Here is a 24,825-nt window from a genome sequence, read left to right on the forward strand (position 1 = left end):
AGGTGAGAATGCGCTATGTTAGAACATAAAAAGATTCGCAGCCTTGATGATTACTTTGTCGATCTCGATAGCAGACAAAGCAGAGAGGTGTATTTTTACCGGATCAATGGATACACGGAAAAAATCGGTGATTTTATAAAAAAATATTATGACACGGCAAGAAGAAAGGGCGTGGTGATCGAAGGGAAAATCCCTAATCCGGATGAGCAGAATCTTGCGTATTATTCGGAAATTATGGGTATGGATTTTCGGATGGATCCGTCATTTATAACCGCTGGGTTAAAGAAATGGCTGCCGCGTATGAACGATCTGCAAAGGAAGAATGTGGCAGATTCGATTTATGACTCGCTTGATTCCATGAGACGGAATGGAAAAACAGAGAATATGCAAAAAAATGCATATATCAAATTTATGTGCTGGCTGTATTACAAATTTGAGCGGATTGTAAACCAGCTTGGGGCAAATGAACTGCCCAAGATCCTTTATGAGGGGGATATCAGTAATTACGAGCTGATGCTGATATCAATCCTGTCAAATGCAGGGTGTGATGTGGTGTTGCTGCAGTATCACGGTGATGCAGGGTACCTTAAGTCAGATCCGGATTCCGTTTTATCGGACGATCTAAAAATGGAGGGGATGACAGCTTTCCCGGAAGAATACTGCTTAAAGAAAGTCCGTGAAGCGATACAAAATGATTTTGAAAAAGAACGGCTGTATGGAAATCTTCCTTCTGTCAATAACTGTACTAATGCCTGGATCAGCGGAAAAGGATTTGAAGATATCAAAAAAAGTGTGTTGAGCAGAGGGACAGATTCCCGTTTCTTTTATAATTGTTTTTACCGGATCAATGGAGCAGAGGACAAGCTGACTTATGCAAACGAATTGTTTCAGCTGCAGCTTGAACTGAAAAATGCCAGACGAAAGACTGTGATCGTAAATGGAGAGATTGAAAGACCGACACCGGATGAGATCGCAGATATCCGGCGAGGAAACTATGCAAAAGCAGATCAGCTTATCATGGATCTTTCCGCCAATATAAAATATCCGGCAAGTATGGAACTGCAGAAGATCATGCATAAAACATTTGTTGATATTCTTCTTGCAGAATTTAGCAAAGAAGGCGATAATTTAAACAGGCTCACCAGTAAGGCGGTATATCTGTTGTGCTGGCTAAAGAGATATCTGCCGTCTTTATTTTCTGACTGGAAGATGCCGGAAATCGGATGTTTTATTCACATGGGTGGTTGTCAGAATGAAAATGAGGCACTGTTTCTTAAGTTTTTAGCAAGACTGCCGGTTGATGTGGTGATCCTGTGCCCGAACCGGAATGTACCTTGTCAGCTTACAGATCCTTTGCTGTATGAACTGAATTATGAGGAAAGTCTTACCATGGAAAGGTTTCCGGAAGAAAATTCACAGGTTAAAATGGGAACAGTGGCATATCATGCGGAGAGAGAACTGGATACATTAATGTATCAGGACACCGGAATGTACCGGAATCAGCAGTATGGAAAGGCGAATATCATCAGCCTGCAGACCATGTATGAAGAAATAAAGATCCTGTGGGATCAGGAGCTGAAGTACCGGCCGGATTTTAGTGTGGTCGATGGTGTGGTCAACATACCGGTTATTTTTGCAAAGGTTTCCGGTGTAAAAGATGGACAGACGGATCATTACTGGACATCAGTAAAAGAATTGGTTACGGAAGATACCATTGTGATAAAAAAGGCGCCTTATATAGAGCCGATGGCACCGAATCCGATGAAAATGTATGCTGCCGAATTTTTTAAGAATGGAAAATTGCAGCGAAATAAGATCAAAGCACATCCGAAATATCCGTATGGTATCCTGAGAGAAGATATACAGGAAATGATTCTCGATAAGATGCAGCTTTTGATCAATCAGAAAATGATAAAGGGAATCGGGGAAAATGGCATGGAATATACAGTCATTGCGCAGATTTTAAATCTGCCAAAGGATATTGTAAGACTGATCCAGAAATTTGATCTTACCCGGAAAAATCCGAAAATGATCTACATTAATACATCGGAGACGGTAATTTCGTTAGAGGATTCGATCCTGACAGCATTTTTACATCTGATTGGATTTGATATCGTATTTTTTGTACCGACAGGATATCAGAGTATTGAAAAATATTTTAACGGGCAACTAATGGAAGAACACCAGATCGGGGAATATAAATATGATCTGCAAGTCCCTGACCTGAATAGTATTTCATTTGGCAGTACACGCTACACTTGGCGGGAGAAATTTTTTAAGAGAGGTAATTAGTGTGAAAAACATTTCACACGCAGAAATGGAGGAATCGTATGGGACTTGATTTTAGCAAAACAATGACTGCGGAAGCACCGGCAGCCACAGCAGTTCCGGACACAAAGGATGAGATCGCTGTTGTGGAACAATATGATATTGTTGCCGACAGGGAAAAAATGAACTCAGAACTGGTCAATTCTGATGAAGTTGACCGGATCGTCAGTACGATCGAGATCAATAATCTTGAGACGATCGTCACATTTGGAGCAGAGGTGGCAGAGGAGATTTCAAAGGCTTCGGATGTTGTGTTAAACAGTATGAATATGTCACAGTTAGACGATACCAGCGAAATGTTAAAAACGTTAGCAAAGATCATGGATCAGTTTGATATCGATGAGATCAAAGAAAATCCGGGACTGTTTGGAAAATTATTTGGAAATATGAAAAAACAGCTCGACAAGATTCTTGCAAAATACCACACAATGGGCGAAGAAGTCGATAAGATCTACGTTCAGCTCAAAGGCTATGAGTCGGAGATCAAACAGTCAAACCGTAAATTAAATACGATGTTTGAGGCAAATGTAAATTATTATCATGAACTCGTGAAATATATTCTTGCCGGCGAGCAGGCATGCAAAGAAATCGAAGCATATATTGCGAAAAGACAGCAGGATATGGAGACTACCGGAGACGAGTCGATCCGGTTTGAACTTACCAGTTTAAATCAGGCATTGATGATGATGGAGCAGCGTACACAGGATCTTCGAACAGCAGAGAATGTTGCAATGCAGTCCATTCCGATGATCAAAGCGATGGAATTCAGCAATTATAATCTGGTCAGAAAAATTAATTCCGCATTTATCGTGACGCTTCCTGTATTTAAACAGGCACTTGCACAGGCAATTCTGCTGAAACGCCAGCGCATTCAGGCGGAGGCAATGTCAGCTCTTGATAAGAAGACGAATGAGATGCTTATTAAGAATGCACAGAATACTGTAGAGGTTTCTAAGGCTACTGCTAAGATGGCATCCGGAAGCTCTATTCAGATTGAGACACTTGAAACGACCTGGAGAACGATTACGAGCGGTATTGAAGAAACCAGAAGAATTCAGGAAGACTGCCGAAAGAAACGTGTGGAAGATCAGGCAAGGCTTGAGGCAATCAAGGCGGACTTCAACAGACAGTATCATATGCCGCCGGCAAACAAGTAAGTTATTTGAAATAACTATAGATTCATTTATTCTAAGGAGGTAATACTATGCCAATTAATTTATCAAAAGGACAGAAAGTAGATTTAACAAAAGGAAATCCGGGACTGAAAAATATCATGGTTGGTCTTGGCTGGGATGTCAATGCATATGATTCAGGTGCAGATTTTGACCTGGATGCAGCAGCATTTATGTTAGGCGCAGATGGAAAATGCCCGACAGATAAAGAGTTTGTATTTTATGGAAACCTGGTTCATCCAAGTGAGTCTGTAAAACATATGGGCGATAACTTAACCGGAGAGGGAGAAGGCGATGACGAACAGGTCCAGATCGATCTTTCCAAAGTACCGGCAAACATTGAGCGAATCGCTTTTACCGTAACCATCTATGAGGCAGAGGCAAGACGCCAGAATTTTGGACAGGTATCCAATGCGTTTATCCGTCTGGTGGATGAGACAACCGGAAAAGAAATGATCCGTTATGACTTGGGAGAGGATTTCTCCATTGAGACAGCAGTCGTTGTCGGTGAATTATACAGACATAACGGAGAATGGAAATTTAACGCAATTGGAAGTGGTTTCCAGGGCGGACTCGCAGCACTTTGCGGACACTATGGAATTGAAGTGGCATAAGGGAGGAAAACAAGGAGTAAAATCCTCTGCTCCTGCAATGGCAGTCGCATTTTGCTCCGCAAAACAAGGAGGATTGTAATGTCAATTAGTTTACAGAAAGGACAGAAGGTCAGTCTGTCAAAAGATAACGCAGGATTGTCAAAGATTATTGTCGGTCTTGGATGGGATGAAGTGCAGCAGTCTTCATCCGGAGGTGGATTCTTAAGTGCTTTATTCGGGGGCGGATCAAAGCAGCAGCCGATCGACTGTGATGCATCCGCACTGATGTTAAAGAATGGAAAACTGGTGGATAAATCAGACATCGTTTATTTTGGTAATTTGCACCATAAATCAGGTACCGTAAATCATCAGGGAGACAACCTGACAGGAGCCGGTGATGGAGATGACGAGCAGATCGTGATCGACCTTGCAAAAGTACCACAGGAGTATGACAAAATCGTAATCGTTGTAAATATTTATCAGGCGGTTCAGAGACATCAGCATTTTGGCATGATTGAGAATGCATTCATCCGTTTAGTTGATGCAAGAAACAATAATGAAATGTGCAAGTACAACCTGACTGAAAATTATTCCGGTATGACGGCAATGATATTTGGAGAAGTGTACAGACATAACGGAGAATGGAAGTTCAGTGCTGTTGGTCAGGGGACAAATGACCCTGGACTTGGCGAACTGAGCAGAAGATTTGTATAAATAGACTTGATACTTTAGAGGAGGTTAATTACCCAAAATGAGTAACATAAATAAAGAAGAGCTGATGAGAGGTCTGTCAGACTCACAGGTAAACAAGAGCAAACAGGATTTTGGAACAAATGCTCTTGCAAAAAAAGAGACAGAATCACTGTGGTCAATGTTCATCGGAGCATTTGATGACATTTGGATCAAAGTATTATGTGCAGCACTGGTCATGAAAATCGTTATTTCCGTTATCGGTGTATTTGTACCGGCATTAGCGGGAGAAAATGATGTTGTTGAGATCATAAGTATTGTTTTGGCAATTGCGCTTGCAACCGGCTTCAGTACTTTATCGGAATACCGCAACAGTTCCAGAAGTGAGGCGTTACAGGAAGAGTATAACAAGACTTATGCGAAAGTCATGAGAAATGGAAAACTGGTCAATATCCTTACCAGTGAGATCGTAAAAGGAGATACGATCCTTGTTCAGGCTGGTGATAAGGTGCCGACCGATGGTGTGTTATTTGAAGGACACATCAAAGTTTCACAGGCTGCATTAAACGGTGAGTCAAGAGACGAGGACAAAACGGCTGCTGACAACCTTGATGAAGCGGAATCTACAGACTACGCATCTGCAAATAAAATATTTATGGGATCTGTAGTGACCTCCGGTGAAGGTTATATGGTTGCAACTGTCATCGGTGATGCATCCGAGCTTGGAAAGATCAACAAGGCTCTGACGGATGACAATGAAGAGGATGAGAGAAAAGATACTTCAAGCCTGAAACTGGAAGTGGTAGCTGCCGGTATCGGTAAACTTGGTGTATCTGCGGCTGCCATTGCGGGCGTATTAGATGTTGTACTGAATCTGATCCGTACGGACGAACCGATCACAGTTGTTTATGTTCTGCTTTTAGTTGCTGAGGCAGTTATGTTAATGGCATCTATCGTTATCATGGCGGTGCCGGAAGGTCTTCCGATGATGAACAGTCTGGTGCAGTCCATGAACACAGAGTCCATGTACAAGAAAAATATTCTTGTCAGTCATAAGGCAGCGTTTTCGGATTCTGCATACATGAATGTCTTATTCAGTGATAAAACAGGAACCATCACACAGGGTAATTTATCATTAGTGGAATTTATCACCGGTGATGGTAAAATCGTGGATCATATTCCTAATCAGGAATTTATTGAAGCGATCACATTAAATAACCTTGCAAAAATATCTGAAGGAAAACCGATCGGAAGCAACAACATGGACAGGGCTCTTTTAGGATATGCATTAGAGCACGGTTATGATGATTCAAAAAATGATCCGGATAAAGTTGCTGATATCAGCGGATTTGATTCTGAGAAGAAATGTGCGACTGTTACACTGAAAAACGGACTGGTTTACTGGAAAGGTGCAACAGAAAATATCATCGGTAAAGTAACGCATTATATGCTTCCATCCGGTGAGGAAAAAGAGTTCACTTCTGCAGATAAAAAAGCAGTGGAAGACCAGATGCTTGCACAGGCAAAGCGAACTATGAAGTTACTTTCTGTTGCAAAGATCGCAGATGGAAAAACAGTCTTAATGGCAGTGCTCTGCTTAAGGGATAATGTAAGAACAGATGCGGTTGAGACCGTTGAGATTTTAAATAATGCAGGTATCCAGGTTGTTATGGTAACCGGTGATGCAGAGGAAACAGCAGTTGCCATCGCAAAAGAAGCCGGAATCTTAAAAGATGAGAAGAATGACGTTGTTCTTACCCATGAGGAATTAGAGCAGATGTCAGATGAAGAATTAAAGAAAAAACTTCCGAACCTTCGTGTGGTAAGCAGGGCAAAACCGCTTGATAAGAAGAGACTTGTCTCTATTTCACAGCAGCTTGATAATGTCTGCGGTATGACAGGAGACGGTGTCAATGATGCACCGGCATTAAAACAGGCAGATATCGGATTTGCCATGGGAGACGGTACAGCAGTTGCCCAGGAGGCAGGTGACGTTGTCATCTTAAATAACAGTCTGACATCCATTAAAGACTGCGTATTAAACAGTAGAACGATGTCTAAGTCAGTAGGTAAATTCCTGATCTTCCAGCTGACGGTAAATATCAGTACCCTTTTGATGAACATCATCGCACCGATCCTCGGATGGACAGAGCCGTTTTCCATTGTACAGATCTTATGGATCAACCTGATCATGGATACATTGGCAGCCATGGCATTTGGTGGAGAGCCGATCCTTGACCGTTACATGAATGAAAAACCGGCACTCAGAAAAGATAACATTTTAACAACTTATATCAAATCTGCGATCGGAACCAGTTCTGTATTTATTACACTCGGTTCGATCCTGATCCTGGAAAACATTGGTGGGATTACAGATTTTGTAACACCGGCAGGCTGTGCTGACCCGGAATTATATGAAAAAACATTTATGTTTGCGTTTTTCATTTATTCCATTATCTTTAACAGTTTAAATACCAGATCAGAGAAATTTAATGTATTTGAACACATCAGAGAAAATAAGAACTTTATCATTGTCATGGGTGCGATCTTTGTACTGCAGACCATCATTATTGAAATTGGTGGTCAGGTATTCAGCACAACAACTTTAAATGCAAAAGCATTGCTTGTTTCCATGTTGTTAGCGGTACTTATCATTCCGGTTGATATGGTAAGAAAAGCCATCGTTTCGAAAAAATGATTGTCTTTCATACTGATTTAGATAATACGATCATCTATTCCTATAAACATGACATCGGGATGCGGAAGCGAAATGTGGAATTCTATCAGGGGAGGGAAATATCCTACATCACAGAGGAAACATATCGTCTTTTGCAGCAGGTAAAAAATGAAATGCTGATTGTTCCAACGACCACAAGAACGTTGGAACAATATCAGCGCATCGACCTTGGAATTGGACAATTCCCCTATGCATTAGTCTGTAACGGCGGTGTTCTTCTGGTAGATGGTATGCGGGATGAAGCGTGGTATCAGGATTCCCTGCACCTTGTGTCGGATAGCAGGGATGAAATGAATCTTGCAATGGAACTGCTAGAAAAAGATCCACGCAGAAAATTCGAACTCCGGTATATTGAAAAGCTGTTTCTCTTTACAAAATGTAATGATCCCCAAACAGTTGTAAATGATTTAAAAACATCTCTCAATATAAAATATGCAGATGTCTTTTCCAACGGCGAAAAAGTATATGTAGTACCGCGTTCTCTGAATAAAGGAACGGCAATAGACCGCCTCAGACAGAAACTAAAACCGGAATTCGTGATTGCCGCCGGAGACAGCGCCTTTGATATCCCCATGATATTAACCGCCGACCGCGGACTTGTCCCACACGGATTCACACAAAAATATGAAATCCCCAAAACATCCGTAACCCGGAAAAAAATAGATGAGATGCATCCGAAAAAAATATTTTCAGATGCCCTATTAGAGCAATGTCTGAAAATAAAAACGGAGTCCGTTGCAAAAGGTATCATCCACCCAGGATGATGCCACTTGCAACAGACTCCGTTTTTACCTGTAAAGTTAAAATTCTAAAGAGGTTACAGCCTGGCAGCATGCAATACAGGTGCCCCCTCGCACAACGGAACAAAACGAGCCTCAGCTTCGCGCAACTTACCCCCGCAAAACTTCGTATCCCCCTCTTTTTGCACTTTAGTTTTCACGGATCTTCACTAATCCATACTCACACTGATTCCGCCTCTGCGTTCCGAAGGCTGAATAATCACCGTAACCGGACAATTCCCATGCCACTCAAACTGATAAGACTCACCGGAAGCCTGTCCGATAAATGTTTTCCAGGAGATATCTGCCGTCACCTGAGGATCACAGTGTCCATTTCCAACCCAGCATACAACAGCATCCGGATCCACAGAGAGCGTATCCTGAGACATCACGTTGCTTAAAACAATCGGGTTGCCGTTACAGAGCACGGCGACATATGCATCTTTTCCACGTGCAATCAGAGTGGAAGTTGCGAGACCCTTCTGGGAAAGCACACCGACACCGATAAAACGGACACTGTAATCACAATCCTGGGAGAAAGCGAGAATATTTTCGGATTCCACTGAGATAGTTTCCCCCTGCTCTAAGTGATAGACCACAACATGCTGACCATAATTTGCGTAATAGGTAACAGAATCACCATTTAAAGTTACCTTCATAAGTGGGAGATTTTCTCCGGTCACTCTTCGTGCAAGCTGACCAAGCAGAGCCTGCCCGATATTATTCTGCGGTCCAAGCAAGACTTTTTCAAATTTGTAATTCTTTCCACCGGCATTTTCTCCGGCGATAAATGCACCTGCTTTTGTAAAGAGTACATCACTGCCAGTGCAGGTAACCTTTAAAGTAAGTTCGTTTACTGTTTCAAATGTTAACATAACAAATTCCCTCCAAAATCTAATCCTTTGTTTTAAATAACCTGAACTCCATACATCTCGCATAATCCTGCGAGATCTTTTGCCACGCCGTTTCCGATGGCATTAAACTTCCATGCGCCGTTATGCAGATACAGTTCGCCGATCATCATGGATGTTACATTTGAGTAATATTCATCCATTTTAAAGCTGACTAATTCGGCACCGGCAGAATCCATAATGCGGATATAAGCGTCCTGAAGCATTCCGAAGTTTAGATTTTTTTCTAATGTTTCGTTGATCGTCAACACAAATACGATTCTGGCAACGGATGTATCCAGTTTGGTGAAATCAACGGAAATGCTTTCGCGGTCAGCACCGTCCTCAACATGAAAAACCGTGCTGTGATCAGGACTTTCGGTCTGCCCGTAAAAGACGAACCAGGAATCACCGATCACCTTGCCTGATGCACCGAGCAGAAATGCGGACACATCCACATCACAGGCAGGATTTTTGACATTCCATCCAAGACATGCCTTTATGGAAGTGAGTTTCCCGGAATTCTCCAGTGGTGTTTTCTGACCTTTTTGCACCATATGTACCAGTGGAGGTAAAGGTTTTGACGTCGGTGTGGATGCAGGGTGCATGGCAGTGTGTTGCATGGAAGAAGTCGTTCCGGAAGATGCTTTTGATGCAGTCTGAGATTGTGTGTGGTTGATCGAAGTGATAGTTCGTGTTGTTTTAGCTCCCTCGACTTTCCGCTCGTTGATGGAAAGAACGGTCTGCCTGGTGACGGGAGCAGAGGATCTCATTGGAATATCTACCATAATAAAAAAAACCCCTTGTCATTTAGTAAAATAATAGAGTGTACGCTTTGCGGGCAATCTATTGTTATGAATTAATAAGTTTCTGAATTTCATTTTAAGTGATTCTGATAGAGGTGTCAAATTGCGAAATGTTGACAAGAAGGAGACATACATATATGATAAAAAATAGAAAAAGGAGGAAATGAGAATGAAAAAGAAAATCAGACTATTGGCAGTATGCGCAATTATGCTTTGTGGCATGATTGTCGGGGGAATTGCAAAGCCGGCAGAGGTTATGGCAAAACAAACGATCAAGGCAACAAGGGAAATGAAAGATGCGCCGAAGATTCAGTTGGATAAGTTATACCATATTGCGGCAAATGATTCACCACAGGCAGGGAAGGCAGATATTCTGGCATGGAACAGCCATGAGTGGAATTATTATGATTTTGTTACTGTAAAACTGACAGAAAAGACAAATCTTACACTTTTTGCACAGGAAACAGGTGGAAGTGACTGCTGGATTCAGCTCTACAATTCAGATGGCGAAAGAGTAGGCGAAGAATATAATGTTGGAACACGGTCAGGAGTATTGAAAAGAACAGAAAAATATTCTCTGATGGCAGGAACTTATTATTTAGGATTACAGCCACATGCAACTGCTGACATTCAGCTAAAATCAGAGAAAAAAATAGTGCTTTCTGAAAAAAAGGTTATTCTTGAGCCTGGCGACAAAACAACAATCGATGCAGTTTTAAAAAAATCAGATAAAGTTGTCAAGAATACGAAATTTACATATAAGTCAACAAAAACATCGGTTGCAAAGGTTTCATCAAAAGGAAAAATCGTTGCAGTAGCGCCGGGAAGCTGTAAGATTTCCGTAAAATCACAAGGTGTAACCAGCAATATAACTGTTATTGTACTCCCGAATAAAGTAAATAATATAAAACGGGTTGCGGCAACTAAGCAGTCCATAAAATTATCCTGGAAAAAGCAAAAGGGCGTATCCGGGTATGAAGTGTGGATGTATGATCCGGATTTAGAGGAGTTTACGAAAGTAAAGACGGTAGCATCTGATTTTTCATCTGCAAACATTATACAGTTAAAGAAGGGGACAACGTATAAGTTCCGCGTTCGTGGATTTGTGAAATCGGGTTCTAAAAAATATTATGGCGAATTCGGAAAAACATATAAACTGAAGACAAATAAGTAATTATTGATCGAAAAACAGGAAATAGAAATCAAACATTTTATATGAGAAATAAGTTAGGGAGGTCGGATGGGCTTCCCTAATTTTTTTGATCGGATTTATTTGGAAATTATAGAAGATCCTTGTTATAATACAACAGGTAAGCAGAACAAACAGCTTCTATGGCATACAGGAATTTGAGATACAAATAATGGAATGTATGTTTGACAGATCATTTTATTATGATGAATAAAAATGCAGGAATGGAGAATTTATGCAGATCTATGTGGATGCGGATGCCTGCCCGGTGGTGGGAATCGTGGAAGAACTTGCAATCAAATATAAGATACCGGTGACGCTGTTATGTGACACGAATCACGTTTTATATTCTGATTACAGTGAAGTAAAGATCATTGGTGCCGGGGCAGATGCGGTGGATTTTGCACTGGTTAATTTATGCCGGAAGGGAGATATCGTTGTGACACAGGATTATGGGGTAGCGGCGATGGCACTTGGAAAAGGTGCATTTGCAATCCATCAGTCCGGAAGGTGGTACACGGATGATAACATCGACCGGATGCTGTTAGAGCGCCATATGAATAAAAAGGCGAGGCGGGCATCCGGGAAGAATCATCTGAAAGGACCCAAAAAGAGAAACACGGAGGATGATATGCATTTCCGGGAAAGTTTTGAAAAAATGATTCGAAAGGGAATGGAGAATATTTATGGCACAACATGAAAAATTTTATTTAAATGGTACCTGGCAGTTAAAAAAAGCGGATGAAACACTGCTCTGCCCGGTGGAGATTCCGGGTTCAGTACTTTCCGGACTGACAGAACACGGTTTACTTGAAGATCCATTTTACCGGATGAATGAGTACCCGACAAGAGAGCTGCTGAAAAATGATTTTATTTTTTCAAGGGAATTTGAACTGAAAAAAGAAGAGGGAAGAGTGTATGCACTCTGCTGTGACGGAATCGACACGGTGGCAGATATTTTTATCAACGGCATGCTGATAAAGCATGTGGATAACATGCATCTTCGTTACCGGATCCTGTGCACAAATGTCCTGAAAAACGGGACAAACAATATCACAGTGAAAATCCATTCTGCAATCGCATATGTAAACGAACATGTGCCGGCAGCGGGAAAAGAGATTCATTACACGGCATGCGGTGCGATGGAAGGAAATCAGTATATCCGGAAAGCACATTCCATGTTTGGCTGGGACTGGGGTCCACAGTTACCGGATATGGGGATCTGGCGTGATATTTTTATTGACAGCTATGAGAAGGCAGAACTGTCTGATCTGCATATCAGACAGGAACACATAGATGGAAAAGTTTTTCTGTCGGCAGAAACAAAAGTGATGTTGCCGGAAAAGGCACAGGACGGTGAAATTGCGGAAGCTGAGTATCTGGTATTACCACAGAGTGCGGAAAGTAATGCCCGGATATTGAAAGAAAGTGTGGGAAACAATGATTCGACACTGGCAGAGAATGCAGATAATCTTGAGGTAAAAATCACGTTGCAGACACCGGATGGAAAACAGATTTCTTTTTCGGATGGAAAATGTCTGGTTGAAGATCCGAAACTCTGGTGGCCGAACGGATACGGTGCACAGCCGCTTTATACGGTGCGTGCGGAACTTTTTCTGGGCGGAGAATTTCTGGATGTAAAAGAGCTGCGCATTGGTCTGCGTACATTGACGGTCAGCCGGGAAAAGGATGCATGGGGTGAGGAGTTTGCATTTTGTGTCAATGGGGTAAAGATTTTTGCCAAGGGTGCGGATTATATCCCGGAGGACTGTATTTATTCAAAGATTACACCTGAGCGCATTTATGAATTGCTGGATATTGCGGTGGCGTGTCATTTTAACTGTATCCGTATCTGGGGTGGTGGATATTATCCGGCGGATGTTTTCTATGATTACTGTGATGAGCATGGTCTGATCGTATGGCAGGATTTTATGTATGCCTGCAATGTCTACGAACTTACGGATGCGTTGCGGGAGAGCATTATAGAAGAAACAAAAGATAATGTAAAAAGATTAAGACACCACGCAAGTCTTGGACTTTGGTGTGGCAACAATGAGATGGAATCAGCCTGGGATCACTGGGGTGGTTTTAATGATCATTCGGATGCATTAAAACAGGATTACCTGACAATGTTTGAAAAGCTGATCCCGGAAGCATTAAAGAGTGAAAATGATGCAACGTTTTACTGGCCTTCTTCCCCATCATCCGGCGGTAATTTTACGGACCCGGACAGCGATGATATCGGGGATCGTCATTACTGGGATGTATGGCATGGAGAAAAGCCGTTTTCTGACTATGAAAATTACTATTTTAGATTTTGCTCAGAATTTGGATTCCAGTCGTTCCCTTGTAAAAAAACCATCAATACCTTTACCCTGCCTGAGGATCGCAATATCTTTTCCGAAGTTATGGAGAGTCATCAGAAAAATGGTTCTGCAAATGCTAAAATTCTGCATTATATTGCGGAGAACTTTTTATATCCAAAAGATTTTGAGAGTCTGATCTATATCAGCCAGGTGCTGCAGGCAATCGCAATCAAAAGCGGTGTGGAACACTGGCGCAGAAACAGGGGACGCTGTATGGGTGCAATTTACTGGCAGTTAAATGATAACTGGCCGGTCGCATCCTGGGCAAGTATTGATTATTTTGGAAGATGGAAGGCACTGCAGTATTTTTCAAGACATTTTTATGCGGATGTACTCGGCAGCTTAAAGGTATCTGAAGATGCAGTCTATACGCCATATCTGCAAAATGAGACAATGCAGGAAGTATCGTCTGATGTCACGGTTTTCGTGAAAAATATGCTGGGGGAAGTTCTCTGGAAAAATTCGCAGCGTGCAGTATGTGAACCGTTGTCCGTGAAAGCAATGGGGCCGGTTTCTTTGAAAGATGTGATAGAAGGCAGGGAAAGTGAAGTTTTTGTGGAGGCGGTATTTACACACTCCGATGGAACTTTGAGCCGTCAGGTTGAAATGCCAAAACCGTATAAACATATGCAGATCAAAAAAGCAGAGATTACTTTTGATGTAATGATAGAAGGCAATCTGCTGACGGTGCGGTTAAAATCAGATGCTCCGGCATTTTTCGTTTCAGTGGAGAGTAATGTGGATCTGGTCTGGTCGGATAATTTTATGCATCTGACCGGAAAAGAACCTTATGAGATTACGGCTGTTTTGCCGGAGGGGGCAGAAGGCGTGCCTAAGATCCGGGTACGGTCACTGTGCGATTCATGGGAAGTGGAAGAATAACTCTAAAACAGAACAGCTTTACACCTTCTTATACAAGTGTTATCATAAAATTAGTTAGAAATAACTAACATATGAAAAACATTTTAAAGAAGGTAGAATTCTATGAAAGTATATTGTTTTGGAGAGAAAGAAAAACCGGTTATTTTCCTTTTCCCGGGAACCTGTTGTCACTGGAAAGGAAATTTTGAAAAAGTGATAGAGCCGTTAGAAGAATATTTTCAGGTGGCATGTGTTTCCTATGATGGATTTGATGAGACGGAGCAGACAGAGTTTCCAACGATGACAGAGGAGACGGAAAAGATAGAGCAGTATATAAAGAAAGAATTTGGCGGTCATATCTGTGCCGCATATGGCTGTTCTCTTGGCGGTTCCTTTGTTGGATTACTTGCAGCACGTCAGAATATCCATATGGATTATGGGATTTTAGGTGGTTCTGATTTAGACCAGTCCGGGAAGATTTCAGCGAAACTTATGACAAAACTGATGGCACCGATCTTTTATCCGTTTCTTAAGAAAGGTGAGATGAAAATTCCTTTTATGAAAAAGAAAATGGAAAAGATGATGGCAGAAGACGATGGCTATATCAAAGCATTTATGGATATGATAAAGACACCGGATGCTGATATGAGCCACATTACAAAAAAGAGTGTCGAAAACCAGTTTTATTCTGATCTGATCACGCCACTGCCAGATCAGATCGACCCGCCGGGAACAGAGATACATATTTTATATGCCCTTAAAATGGGAGAAAAGTATCGTGCGCGATATCAAAAGCATTTTAAAAGACCGGTTCTGCATGAGTTGGATCTGCAGCATGAAGAACTGCTTGCAGTTTATCCGGATAAGTGGGTGAAACTGATCACGGAGATCTGTGGTGGGTGAATCGGGTTTCCCAGCAAATGATGGTTTGTTTATGAAATAAATCGCCCGTCCAAATGGTGTTTCATAGGCTTGTGAATGGCATCTTGCGCAAAGCCGAAGTAATTTTTGTTCCGTTGTACGAAAATAAGAAAAGTCTAGGTATGCCTGATTTAGGTTTTCTCGGAGTGACGTGATCGGCAACAACGAGTCATCCATGACTCGATGCTGCCTCGTTCTGCCATCCGTGGCAGAACATCACTGTATATCTACAGGCATACCAAGATTTTCTAATTTTCTCCCAAAGTCACAAAATTAGCTCCGGTTTTGCGCAAGATACCAGCCGCCAGGTTGTGAACACCATTTGGGTGGGCGGTTCATCTCAAAATCTGGGGGGCGTAAGTGCGGATTTTTGATATTCGCACGAATGGAAATATACTTAAAATCCTAATGTGCTGTATCATTGATATTCAGCCTGATGACTTCCCAGAATTTTTATATGCTACATTATATTATACGAATCGTTTCGTAAATTTCCAGACCAATAACAAAAAATATTTTCAAATGTGTATGGCAATAAATATGAGCATAGTGTTATATATCGAGGTTTTTGCCAGTGTAATCAAAAAAATAATAAACTATTGAATATAGTTATTTGAAAATATTTTTTTAATCAGATTCACACATAAAACACTAAAAATTTACGCACTACACAAGGTTGTAAAATGAGTTCCCCAGCGAAGGGTGGTTCACAACCTTGCGGCTAGCAAATCGCATCAAGCCAGGACTCGTTTTGTGACTTTGGGAGAAAATTAGTCAATCTTAGACTGCCTGTCCGCAATACAGTGTTGTGCTGCCACGGACGGCAGCACAAGTCTTAATGTGCCCGGATGGCACATTTAAGACGCACACGTCACTCCGCCACAACCTGAACCAGGCAGCCTTAGATTGTCTTATTTTCGGACAACGAAACAAAACAGTCCCGGCTTGATGCAATTTGCCACTCACAAAACTGCGACGCCACCCTTAGCCGGGGAACTCATAGCCCAACAAATCATCATTTGTGAGGCAGTTCATGAACAGATCAGAAATCAAAGAACAAAAGCCAGAATCCAATAATGAAGAATGGAAAATGAGAAAGAGTCTCATTTCCCATTCTTGTTTTTTGCTCAGATGTTCGCTATACTAAACAGCAGTTAGATATAACTAACAATAGTGTAAATCATGCAGACCAAGAAAAAGTGACGCGGGTGGAAGCGCGGACATTTTTGAATATCACAGGGGGAATCAGACACCCCTGCCCGGAATCCGAAAGTTGCTACCTTTCAGATTCCGGTAAGATCGTCTGCAAATGAGGAAAAGGAGACAGCGGGAATGAATTATTTAGCGATTGAAAAAGTAATCGGAAGAGAGATTTTAGACTCCAGAGGTAATCCTACCGTGGAAGCTGAAGTATATTTAGTGGACGGTACCATTGGAAGGGGAATGGCACCAAGCGGTGCATCGACCGGAGAATTTGAAGCATTAGAGCTTCGCGACGGCGATAAGTCGAGATATCTTGGCAAAGGCGTTACCAAGGCAGTTGAAAATATTAATACAATTATCAACGATACAATCGTTGGAATGGATGCCAGCGACATTTATGCAGTGGATGCAGCGATGATCGCAGCAGACGGAACAAAGGATAAATCAAAACTGGGAGCAAATGCGATCTTAGCAGTGTCGATTGCAGCGGCACGTGCAGCTTCCATCTCACTTGATATTCCGCTTTACCGTTTCTTAGGCGGCATTTCAGGCAACCGTCTGCCAGTTCCTATGATGAATATTTTAAATGGTGGTGCACATGCAGCAAACACGGTAGACGTGCAGGAGTTCATGATCATGCCGGTCGGTGCACCGAGTTTTAAGGAGGCGCTCCGCTGGTGTGCGGAAGTGTTCCACGCACTTGCTACATTGTTAAAGAGCAAAGGACTTGCAACTTCTGTCGGTGATGAAGGTGGTTTTGCACCGGATCTTGCATCTGATGAAGAGGCAATCGAGTACATATTAGATGCTGTGAAAAATGCAGGATACGAGCCGGGCAGAGATTTCAGAATTGCAATGGATGCAGCTTCCTCCGAGTGGAAGAGCGAGAAAGGAAAAGGATTTTATAAACTGCCAAAGGCGGGCACCGAATTTACTTCTGCAGAACTGATCGAGCACTGGAAGAAACTGGTTGAAAAATACCCGATCATTTCCATCGAGGATGCACTTGATGAGGAAGACTGGGATGGCTGGAAACTTCTGACCAAAGAACTTGGCGGTAAGGTACAGCTTGTCGGGGACGATTTATTCGTAACTAATACAGAGCGTCTGAAAAAAGGTATCGACAATGGCTGTGGCAATGCGATTCTGATCAAGTTAAATCAGATCGGTTCCGTATCTGAGACCTTAGAGGCAATCAAGATGGCTCATAAGGCAGGCTACACGGCGATTTCTTCCCACCGTTCCGGTGAGACGGAAGACACCACGATTGCAGATCTCGCGGTGGCATTAAATACCTGCCAGATCAAGACCGGCGCACCGAGCAGAACGGAGCGTGTTGCAAAATACAACCAGCTTCTCCGCATTGAGGAAGAACTTGGAAGTGCAGCAGTGTATCCGGGAATGGGTGCATTTAATGTAAAATAAGAAATTTATTCATATTATAATTTATTTTCTCCTCTGTATCATGGAAAGGACGCGAAAGGTCAGGGATGGCTTTTGGCGTTCTTTTTATTCCAATTCTCTTATTGAAAAACACTCTCAATTACAACCCCTGCAATCGCTTGTATTCAAAAATAAATAGCGGTATAATATTTTTACAATATCCTACTAAAATACTAGGAAATAAAAATGTGAAAGAAAGGGGTATGATTGATGGATAGATCAATGTTAAAGATAAAAGATCTGACTGTGGGTGTGGAGGACAAAGAACTGCTGCACCATGTCAATCTGGAGATAAAACGTGGTGAGACGCATGTGCTGATGGGACCGAATGGAGCCGGAAAATCGACACTTGGCTATGTGCTGATGGGCAATCCGAAATATCAAGTTAAAGGGGGAATCATTGAATTCCTCGGAAAAGATATCACAGAGGAACCGGCGGATAAGAGAGCGCAGGACGGAATTTTCCTGTCATTTCAGGAGCCACTCGAAGTACCGGGACTGGCACTGGATTCCTTTTTAAATAATGCAGTGCGCAAACGGCGGGGAGATAAAGTGCGGATCTGGACATTTATGAAAGAAGTGGATGCTGCAATGAAGATTTTGCAGATGGATGAGTCCTATAAAAGCCGTGCATTAAACGTTGGATTTTCTGGTGGAGAGAAAAAGAAAACGGAGATTTTACAGATGATGCTGTTAAAACCAGAACTTGCAATTTTGGACGAAACAGATTCCGGACTGGATGTGGATGCGGTACGTCTCGTTTCGGCAGGCATTGAGGAATACCGGAAAAATAATGACAAAGGACTATTGATCATCACACACAGCACCAGGATCTTAGAGCATCTGCACGTGGATTATACACATATCATGGTGGATGGGCAGATTGTTGCGACCGGGGATGGAAGCCTGGTGGACAAGATCAACCGCGAAGGATATAAAGACTATCTGGCGTAAAATAAATTATGGTCAGCAGGAATAAAGATAGTGTGAAAAATAAGCTGCGATATAACCTGAAAACAGTGTGAAAAGTAAGCTGCAATAGAGCAGAAAACAGTGCAAAAAATAAACCGTGATAGAAATGAGGATGATCATGAAAGAAAAAACTTATGTAGCGGATATCGACCGCACGATTTATGATATCCGGAATGATGATAAAGATGCATACCATATGGAAGCGGGATTGACGGAAGAGATCGTGCGTAAAATTTCAGATGAAAAAGATGATCCGGTGTGGATGCGTGAGTTCCGGATGAAATCACTTCAGATTTACAGACAGATGAAAATCCCGGACTGGGGACCACCGATCGACGGACTTGATATGGATCACATTGAGACTTATGTGCGGCCGAAAACACAGATGCGGGGAAAATGGTCGGAAGTGCCGGGAGAGATCAAAGATACGTTTGAACGACTTGGAATACCGGAAGCGGAGCGAAAATCATTGGCAGGTGTCGGAGCGCAGTATGATTCTGAGATGGTCTACCATCATGTGAAAGCGGAAGTGGAAGCACAGGGAGTTGTATACAGTGACATTGAGAGTGCGATGAAGGGCGAATATGCCGACATGATCCGCAGACATTTTATGAAACTGGTCAAACCGAATGACCACAAATTTGCGGCACTGCACGGAGCCGTCTGGTCTGGAGGATCGTTTGTCTATGTGCCACCCGGAGTGTCCTTAGACTTCCCATTGCAGTCATATTTCAGACTGAATGCACCGGGAGCAGGACAGTTTGAACATACGCTTATCATTGTGGATGAGGGGGCATATCTGCATTTTATCGAAGGGTGTTCTGCACCGCGTTATAATGTGGCAAACCTGCATGCTGGATGTGTGGAATTATTTGTCCATAAAAATGCAAAGCTGCGCTATTCTACGATCGAAAACTGGTCAAAAAATATGTACAATCTGAATACAAAACGTGCGTTAGTCGAGGAGGGCGGAACGATCGAGTGGGTGTCCGGTTCTTTTGGTTCCCATACATCGTATCTGTACCCGATGAGTATTTTAAATGGAAAAGGTGCACACATGGAATTTACCGGCATCACGTTTGCCGGTAAAGGGCAGAACCTTGATACCGGTGCAAAAGTAGTGCAGAACGCGCCGGATACTTCTTCCTACATCAATACAAAATCAATCTCAAAAGATGGAGGAATCAGTACATTCCGCAGTTCCGTAGTCATTGGAAAAGAAGCGAAAAACAGTAAGGCGGCAGTATCCTGTGAATCTCTTATGCTGGATGGTATTTCAAGATCAGATACAATCCCGGCAATGGATATCAAAACCGCTATGGCGGATGTCGGGCATGAAGCAAAAATCGGCAGGATCAGTGATGACGCAGTTTTTTATCTGATGTCACGCGGCATCAGTGAGCAGGAGGCACGCTCAATGATCGTCAGCGGATTTGCGGATGATGTATCGAAAGAACTGCCACTGGAATATGCACTGGAAATGAACAATCTGATCCAGCTTGAGATGGAAGGGAGCATAGGCTGATGGAAAAAGAATGGATTATAAACGAGCTTCCGGCAAAGACATGGAACTGGCTTAAGATGAATGAATCACAGGTTACGGCAGTTACAGATGCCATCCCATGCATACCGCAAGTTGGGGTGGAGACTTCGGATAATAGTAACGGAAAGCTGCCGGAGGGTGTAAGTTTTGAAAAAAGGGAAATAAAAAAAGGAATCAAAACCGGAATGGGAGCGCAGATATCAGAACTGGGCAGTCAGGATATGGCAGATACACTTCGGATCGAAGAAAATGTACAGATAAAAAGTCCGGTTGTTATTTCATATCAGTATGATGCAGAAAAAAATTACTTTAACCGCATGCAGATTATAGCTGAAAAAGACAGCGAAATAGAAGTTATTTTTATATTTTCCTCTGATAAAAATAGCAGTGGGACAGTGATACACCAGTTACTGGTTGATGCGAAAGAGGGAGCAAAAGTAAAAATATATGCCGCACAGCTTTTAGGTAAAAATGCATGTGCCCTACTTGATATCGGCGGTGCATGCGAAAAAGATACATCGGTGGCACTGCTTCAGATGCAGCTTGGTGCAAAAGATCTGTATGCGGGATGTCAGATGGAACTTGCCGGTGCACACAGTACATTTCGGGCAGACATTGGATATCTTGCGGATGGGAATGACCGTTATGACATGAACTATGTGGCAAGACATATTGGGAAAAAGACAGAAAGCCAGATGGATGCAAACGGCATTTTAAAAGGAAATGCGAAAAAACTGTTCCGCGGAACGATTGATTTTATCACAGGATGTGCCGGTGCGAAAGGTGCGGAGAGCGAGGAGGTGCTTTTGATCGATGAGGGTGTCGAAAATCAGACAATACCATTGATTCTCTGTGGGGAAGAAGATGTGGAAGGAAGCCACGGCGCGACGATCGGAAGACTTGATGAGCAGATGCTCTTTTATTTAGCAAGCAGAGGGTTCGACAGCGAAGAGGCAAAACGTCTTGTGGTGCGTGCAAGGGTTGACGCACTCTGTGCAAAAATCCCGTCAGAGGAGATACAAAAAGAAATCCAGATGATGCTGGATGCACAATGATCGCAAACAGCATCCGGATATGGAAGGAGGATGATAAAGATGCCTGATTATAAAAAAGATTTTCCACTGTTAAGAGACAATCAGCTGGTATATTTAGACAATGCGGCAACCGCACAGCGGCCGGCGAAGGTACTTTTGGCAGAGCAGGAATTTTATGAAAAATACAATGCAAATCCCCTGCGGGGACTTTATTCGCTTGGTCTTGCAGCGACAGAACAGTATGAGTCTGCAAGGGAAAAGGTGCGTGATTTTATTCATGCAAAAAGTGAACGGGAGATCATTTTTACCAGAAATACAACGGAGAGCATCAATCTTGTGGCATACAGCTATGGACTTTCCAATTTAAAAACAGGGGATGAGATCCTTGTCACAATTATGGAACATCACAGCAATCTGCTTCCATGGCAGATGGTGGCGGAAAGGACAGGTGCAAAACTTGTTTATCTGGATTGTGAACAGGACGGAAGCCTTACAGATGAGGCAATTTCAAATGCCATCGGTGAAAAAACAAAGTTTGCAGCGATAGGACTGGTCTCAAATGTCCTTGGCAGACGAAATCCGGTGGAAAAAATCATAAAAATGGTGCATGAAAAAGGCGGTGTGGTGTTAGTGGATGCCGCACAGGCAGTTTTGCATAAAAATGTGGATGTCACGGCGATGGACGCTGACTTTATTGCATTTTCCGGTCATAAAATGATGGCGCCGATGGGAATCGGTGTGCTTTACGGGAAAGAAGCACTGTTAGAGGAAATGCCGCCATTTTTAACAGGTGGAGAGATGATCGAGACGGTGACAAGAACTGGGGCAGTTTACGCTGAACTGCCACATAAATTTGAAGCTGGAACGGTCAATGGGGCAGGAGCCGCCGGACTTGCGGCAGCTATTGATTATATGAATGACATCGGAATGGATACGATTCAAAAGCGGGAAGAAAAGCTGACAAAAATGTTATTTGATGGCATGGATCAGATTCCGTATGTGCATATCTTAGGAAGCAGCAAACCGGAGGAACATGGTGGTATTTTAAGTTTTGTGATAGATGGTGTACATCCGCATGATATTGCTTCTATTTTAGATGACAGTCAGATTGCAGTCCGTGCAGGACACCACTGCGCACAGCCGTTGTTAAAACATCTCGGTGTGCCGTCATCTGCGCGTGTCAGTCTGGCATTTTATAATGACAAAAAAGATATCGAACGTTTCTTAGACTGTCTAGCCGGCGTTCGAAGGAGGATGGGATATGGAGAGTAGAAGTTTTTACAATACGATTCTGACAGAGCACAACTTACATCCGCTGCATAAGCAGGTTTTAAAGGATGCAAATTTTGCATTAGAAGGTGTGAATCCAAGCTGTGGAGATGATATTGTACTTCAGCTTAAGGTGGAAGATGGAAAAATAACGGATGGCGCATTTGCCGGAAGCGGGTGTGCTGTTTCACAGGCTTCTGCGGACATGATGCTTGATCTTATCATCGGAAGAACAAAAGAGGAGGCACTGGAACTTTCGGATATATTTTTAAAAATGATTCATGATGAAGCGACACCGGAGGAAATTGACAGACTTGAGGAGGCATCCTCGCTTCAGGATATCTCTCATATGCCTGCCCGTGTAAAATGTGCGGTGCTTGGCTGGCACACGATGGAAGAAATGTTAAATGATAAATAATCTCACTTATTCGTGCGCCATCTTCTTCTGACAGGGGTATAATATAAACAATTAGAAACAACTAACAAAAGTTATGAATGACGTATCCAATTGTTCTGGAACGGTTCAAAACAGATTGTGTGCAAAGAATGCGCAGGAAATGGAGGTTCTGATGGGAAGATATTATCATTTGTCAAAGAAGCTGACAAAAGCACAGGTGGCAGAAGTAGAACGTGAGATGAGAGAGATCGAGGATGTGGAGAGCGTGGAAGTAAACGGTGATCATATGTACATGAAAGTGATCACAAAAGATGACGAGTTTTCCGGTGTGATGGGCAGGGCAGTCAATATCTGCAGCAGGGTTGCAGATGGGGCAGAATTGTCGTTTTCCGGATTTGCAGTGTGAAGCAGGGTGTGTGAAATAAGAACAGAAAGATATAGCCGACAGAAGGCGCGGTAAAATACTAATGTAAGTGCAGCAGATTTATGCGGAAATATATCAAAATCATTTGATATATTTCCGCATTTATATTTCCGCGTATTAACATGAACCGAAATGATTTTTGTGACAATATATCAGTGTAAGGACATAGTTCCTAATCTTAATCGCGACTAAGAGGAAAACACAATGACGATTCAGGAATTAGAGATATTTATAGAGAAGTATGGAAAAATCATAAGAAAAAATATGCCGTCAGGGACAGAAGCAGTATGCCAGAGCGGAACTGCGATAACCTTGAAATGTTTGCAGACAGGGAAACAGCCGATAAATACCTGAAAAATATTCTGGAAAAAACAGAAGCAGATGAAAATGGTGTCAGCGGATTTTTTAGAAACATTTTATTTGCAAAATAAGTCCTGACGGTTTACACTTTTTATAGTTTATAGAAGTAATTCATACACAACAAGAGAGGACTTATCACATGCCATCATTTGTAACCTTTTCGAACGTGGGCAAAATCTACCATACCGGTGAACTTGATATCACTGCTCTCCACGACGTTAACTTTGAGATCGAAAAAGGAGAATTCTGCGTTATCGTCGGTGCATCCGGCGCCGGAAAAACCACTATTTTAAATATTTTAGGAGGAATGGATTCCTTAAGCAGCGGACAGGTGTTTTTAGACGGACAGGAAATTTCAGGCTACGACAAAAAACAGCTTACTTCCTACCGGCGTTTTGACATTGGATTTGTGTTTCAGTTTTACAACCTCGTACAGAATCTGACAGCAATTGAAAATGTGGAGTTAGCCGCACAGATCTGTAAAGATCCGCTTCCGGCAGCAAAAGTGCTTGAGGAAGTCGGATTAAAGGATCGTTTGTCCAATTTCCCGGCACAGCTTTCCGGCGGAGAACAGCAGCGCGTGGCGATCGCACGTGCACTTGCCAAAAATCCAAAGCTCTTACTCTGTGATGAACCGACAGGGGCACTTGATTACAATACCGGAAAAGCAGTTTTAAAATTATTGCAGGATACCTGCCGCGAAAAAGGAAAGACGGTTGTTGTCATCACACATAATCAGGCACTGACAGCGATGGCAGACCGCATCATTACGGTAAAGAGCGGAACGGTCGTGTCCATGGAAAAAAATGAGTACATTGCAGATATTGCAGATATAGAGTGGTAGATGG

The 24,825-nt window shown here is 42.5% G+C and carries 21 protein-coding genes; 19 read left to right on the forward strand and 2 right to left on the reverse strand.

What is annotated here, in order from left to right:
* Window positions 1–15: 15 nt before the first annotated feature.
* The 6 genes from H8S51_RS03200 (at window position 16) to H8S51_RS03225 (ending at window position 8,284) form a co-directional block, all read left to right on the forward strand.
* A complete protein-coding gene (locus H8S51_RS03200; protein ID WP_186899295.1) occupies window positions 16–2,292 on the forward strand; it encodes a YceG family protein in 2,277 nt (758 codons plus the stop codon).
* Between the two features lie 38 nt (window positions 2,293–2,330).
* Window positions 2,331–3,485: a toxic anion resistance protein gene (locus H8S51_RS03205; RefSeq protein WP_186899296.1), complete on the forward strand. Its 1,155-nt coding sequence runs from the start codon at window positions 2,331–2,333 to the stop codon at window positions 3,483–3,485.
* 47 nt (window positions 3,486–3,532) lie between these two features.
* Window positions 3,533–4,114, forward strand: coding sequence for a TerD family protein (locus H8S51_RS03210; protein WP_118210221.1), 582 nt, complete (start codon window positions 3,533–3,535; stop codon window positions 4,112–4,114).
* A 78-nt stretch (window positions 4,115–4,192) separates the two neighbouring features.
* Window positions 4,193–4,807 (forward strand): TerD family protein, encoded by a 615-nt coding sequence (locus H8S51_RS03215; protein WP_015522113.1) that lies wholly within the window; start codon window positions 4,193–4,195, stop codon window positions 4,805–4,807.
* Between the two features lie 37 nt (window positions 4,808–4,844).
* Window positions 4,845–7,481, forward strand: coding sequence for a cation-translocating P-type ATPase (locus tag H8S51_RS03220; protein ID WP_186899297.1), 2,637 nt, complete (start codon window positions 4,845–4,847; stop codon window positions 7,479–7,481).
* Window positions 7,478–8,284, forward strand: coding sequence for an HAD family hydrolase (locus tag H8S51_RS03225; protein WP_118210223.1), 807 nt, complete (start codon window positions 7,478–7,480; stop codon window positions 8,282–8,284). Before H8S51_RS03220 ends, H8S51_RS03225 begins: the two co-directional genes overlap by 4 nt.
* Window positions 8,285–8,469: 185 nt before the next feature.
* Here the strand turns inward: H8S51_RS03225 and H8S51_RS03230 are convergent, their stop codons facing one another.
* Together H8S51_RS03230 and H8S51_RS03235 are read right to left on the reverse strand one after the other, a co-directional pair.
* Window positions 8,470–9,174 (reverse strand): AIM24 family protein, encoded by a 705-nt coding sequence (locus tag H8S51_RS03230; protein ID WP_118210224.1) that lies wholly within the window; start codon window positions 9,172–9,174, stop codon window positions 8,470–8,472.
* Between the two features lie 32 nt (window positions 9,175–9,206).
* Window positions 9,207–9,977 carry a TerD family protein gene (locus tag H8S51_RS03235; protein WP_186899298.1) on the reverse strand — a complete coding sequence of 257 codons (771 nt, stop codon included), beginning with the start codon at window positions 9,975–9,977 and terminating at the stop codon, window positions 9,207–9,209.
* Between the two features lie 187 nt (window positions 9,978–10,164).
* Here H8S51_RS03235 and H8S51_RS03240 point away from each other — a divergent pair, with 187 nt between their 5' ends.
* From H8S51_RS03240 to H8S51_RS03300, 13 genes are all read left to right on the forward strand, one after another.
* Entirely contained in the window at window positions 10,165–11,169 is a 1,005-nt protein-coding gene (locus H8S51_RS03240; RefSeq protein WP_186899299.1) for a fibronectin type III domain-containing protein, read from the forward strand.
* 250 nt (window positions 11,170–11,419) lie between these two features.
* Window positions 11,420–11,884 (forward strand): YaiI/YqxD family protein, encoded by a 465-nt coding sequence (locus tag H8S51_RS03245; RefSeq protein WP_015560167.1) that lies wholly within the window; start codon window positions 11,420–11,422, stop codon window positions 11,882–11,884.
* A complete protein-coding gene (locus tag H8S51_RS03250) occupies window positions 11,871–14,432 on the forward strand; it encodes a glycoside hydrolase family 2 protein (protein WP_186899300.1) in 2,562 nt (853 codons plus the stop codon). The genes H8S51_RS03245 and H8S51_RS03250 overlap by 14 nt, the downstream gene beginning before the upstream one ends.
* A 102-nt stretch (window positions 14,433–14,534) precedes the next feature.
* Entirely contained in the window at window positions 14,535–15,314 is a 780-nt protein-coding gene (locus H8S51_RS03255) for an alpha/beta hydrolase (protein WP_186899301.1), read from the forward strand.
* Between the two features lie 1,350 nt (window positions 15,315–16,664).
* Window positions 16,665–17,960, forward strand: coding sequence for a phosphopyruvate hydratase (gene eno, locus H8S51_RS03260; RefSeq protein ID WP_186899302.1), 1,296 nt, complete (start codon window positions 16,665–16,667; stop codon window positions 17,958–17,960).
* A gap of 228 nt (window positions 17,961–18,188) precedes the next feature.
* On the forward strand, window positions 18,189–18,932 hold the full coding sequence (sufC, locus tag H8S51_RS03265; RefSeq protein ID WP_186899303.1) for a Fe-S cluster assembly ATPase SufC: 744 nt from the start codon (window positions 18,189–18,191) through the stop codon (window positions 18,930–18,932).
* A gap of 136 nt (window positions 18,933–19,068) precedes the next feature.
* On the forward strand, window positions 19,069–20,475 hold the full coding sequence (gene sufB / locus H8S51_RS03270) for a Fe-S cluster assembly protein SufB (RefSeq protein WP_186899304.1): 1,407 nt from the start codon (window positions 19,069–19,071) through the stop codon (window positions 20,473–20,475).
* A complete protein-coding gene (locus H8S51_RS03275) occupies window positions 20,475–21,548 on the forward strand; it encodes a SufB/SufD family protein (protein WP_186899305.1) in 1,074 nt (357 codons plus the stop codon). The genes sufB and H8S51_RS03275 overlap by 1 nt, the downstream gene beginning before the upstream one ends.
* A 39-nt stretch (window positions 21,549–21,587) precedes the next feature.
* Window positions 21,588–22,799: an aminotransferase class V-fold PLP-dependent enzyme gene (locus H8S51_RS03280; RefSeq protein ID WP_186899306.1), complete on the forward strand. Its 1,212-nt coding sequence runs from the start codon at window positions 21,588–21,590 to the stop codon at window positions 22,797–22,799.
* A complete protein-coding gene (gene sufU, locus H8S51_RS03285; RefSeq protein WP_118210233.1) occupies window positions 22,789–23,214 on the forward strand; it encodes a Fe-S cluster assembly sulfur transfer protein SufU in 426 nt (141 codons plus the stop codon). Before H8S51_RS03280 ends, sufU begins: the two co-directional genes overlap by 11 nt.
* Before the next feature lie 151 nt (window positions 23,215–23,365).
* Window positions 23,366–23,599 (forward strand): hypothetical protein, encoded by a 234-nt coding sequence (locus H8S51_RS03290; RefSeq protein WP_117922392.1) that lies wholly within the window; start codon window positions 23,366–23,368, stop codon window positions 23,597–23,599.
* Window positions 23,600–23,904: 305 nt separating this feature from the next.
* Window positions 23,905–24,048: a hypothetical protein gene (locus H8S51_RS03295; RefSeq protein ID WP_158570894.1), complete on the forward strand. Its 144-nt coding sequence runs from the start codon at window positions 23,905–23,907 to the stop codon at window positions 24,046–24,048.
* A 68-nt stretch (window positions 24,049–24,116) separates the two neighbouring features.
* Window positions 24,117–24,821: an ABC transporter ATP-binding protein gene (locus tag H8S51_RS03300; protein ID WP_186899307.1), complete on the forward strand. Its 705-nt coding sequence runs from the start codon at window positions 24,117–24,119 to the stop codon at window positions 24,819–24,821.
* Window positions 24,822–24,825 lie beyond the last annotated feature (4 nt).

The sequence above is a fragment of the Roseburia rectibacter genome (genome assembly GCF_014287515.2).
Lineage (GTDB): Bacteria > Bacillota > Clostridia > Lachnospirales > Lachnospiraceae > Roseburia > Roseburia rectibacter.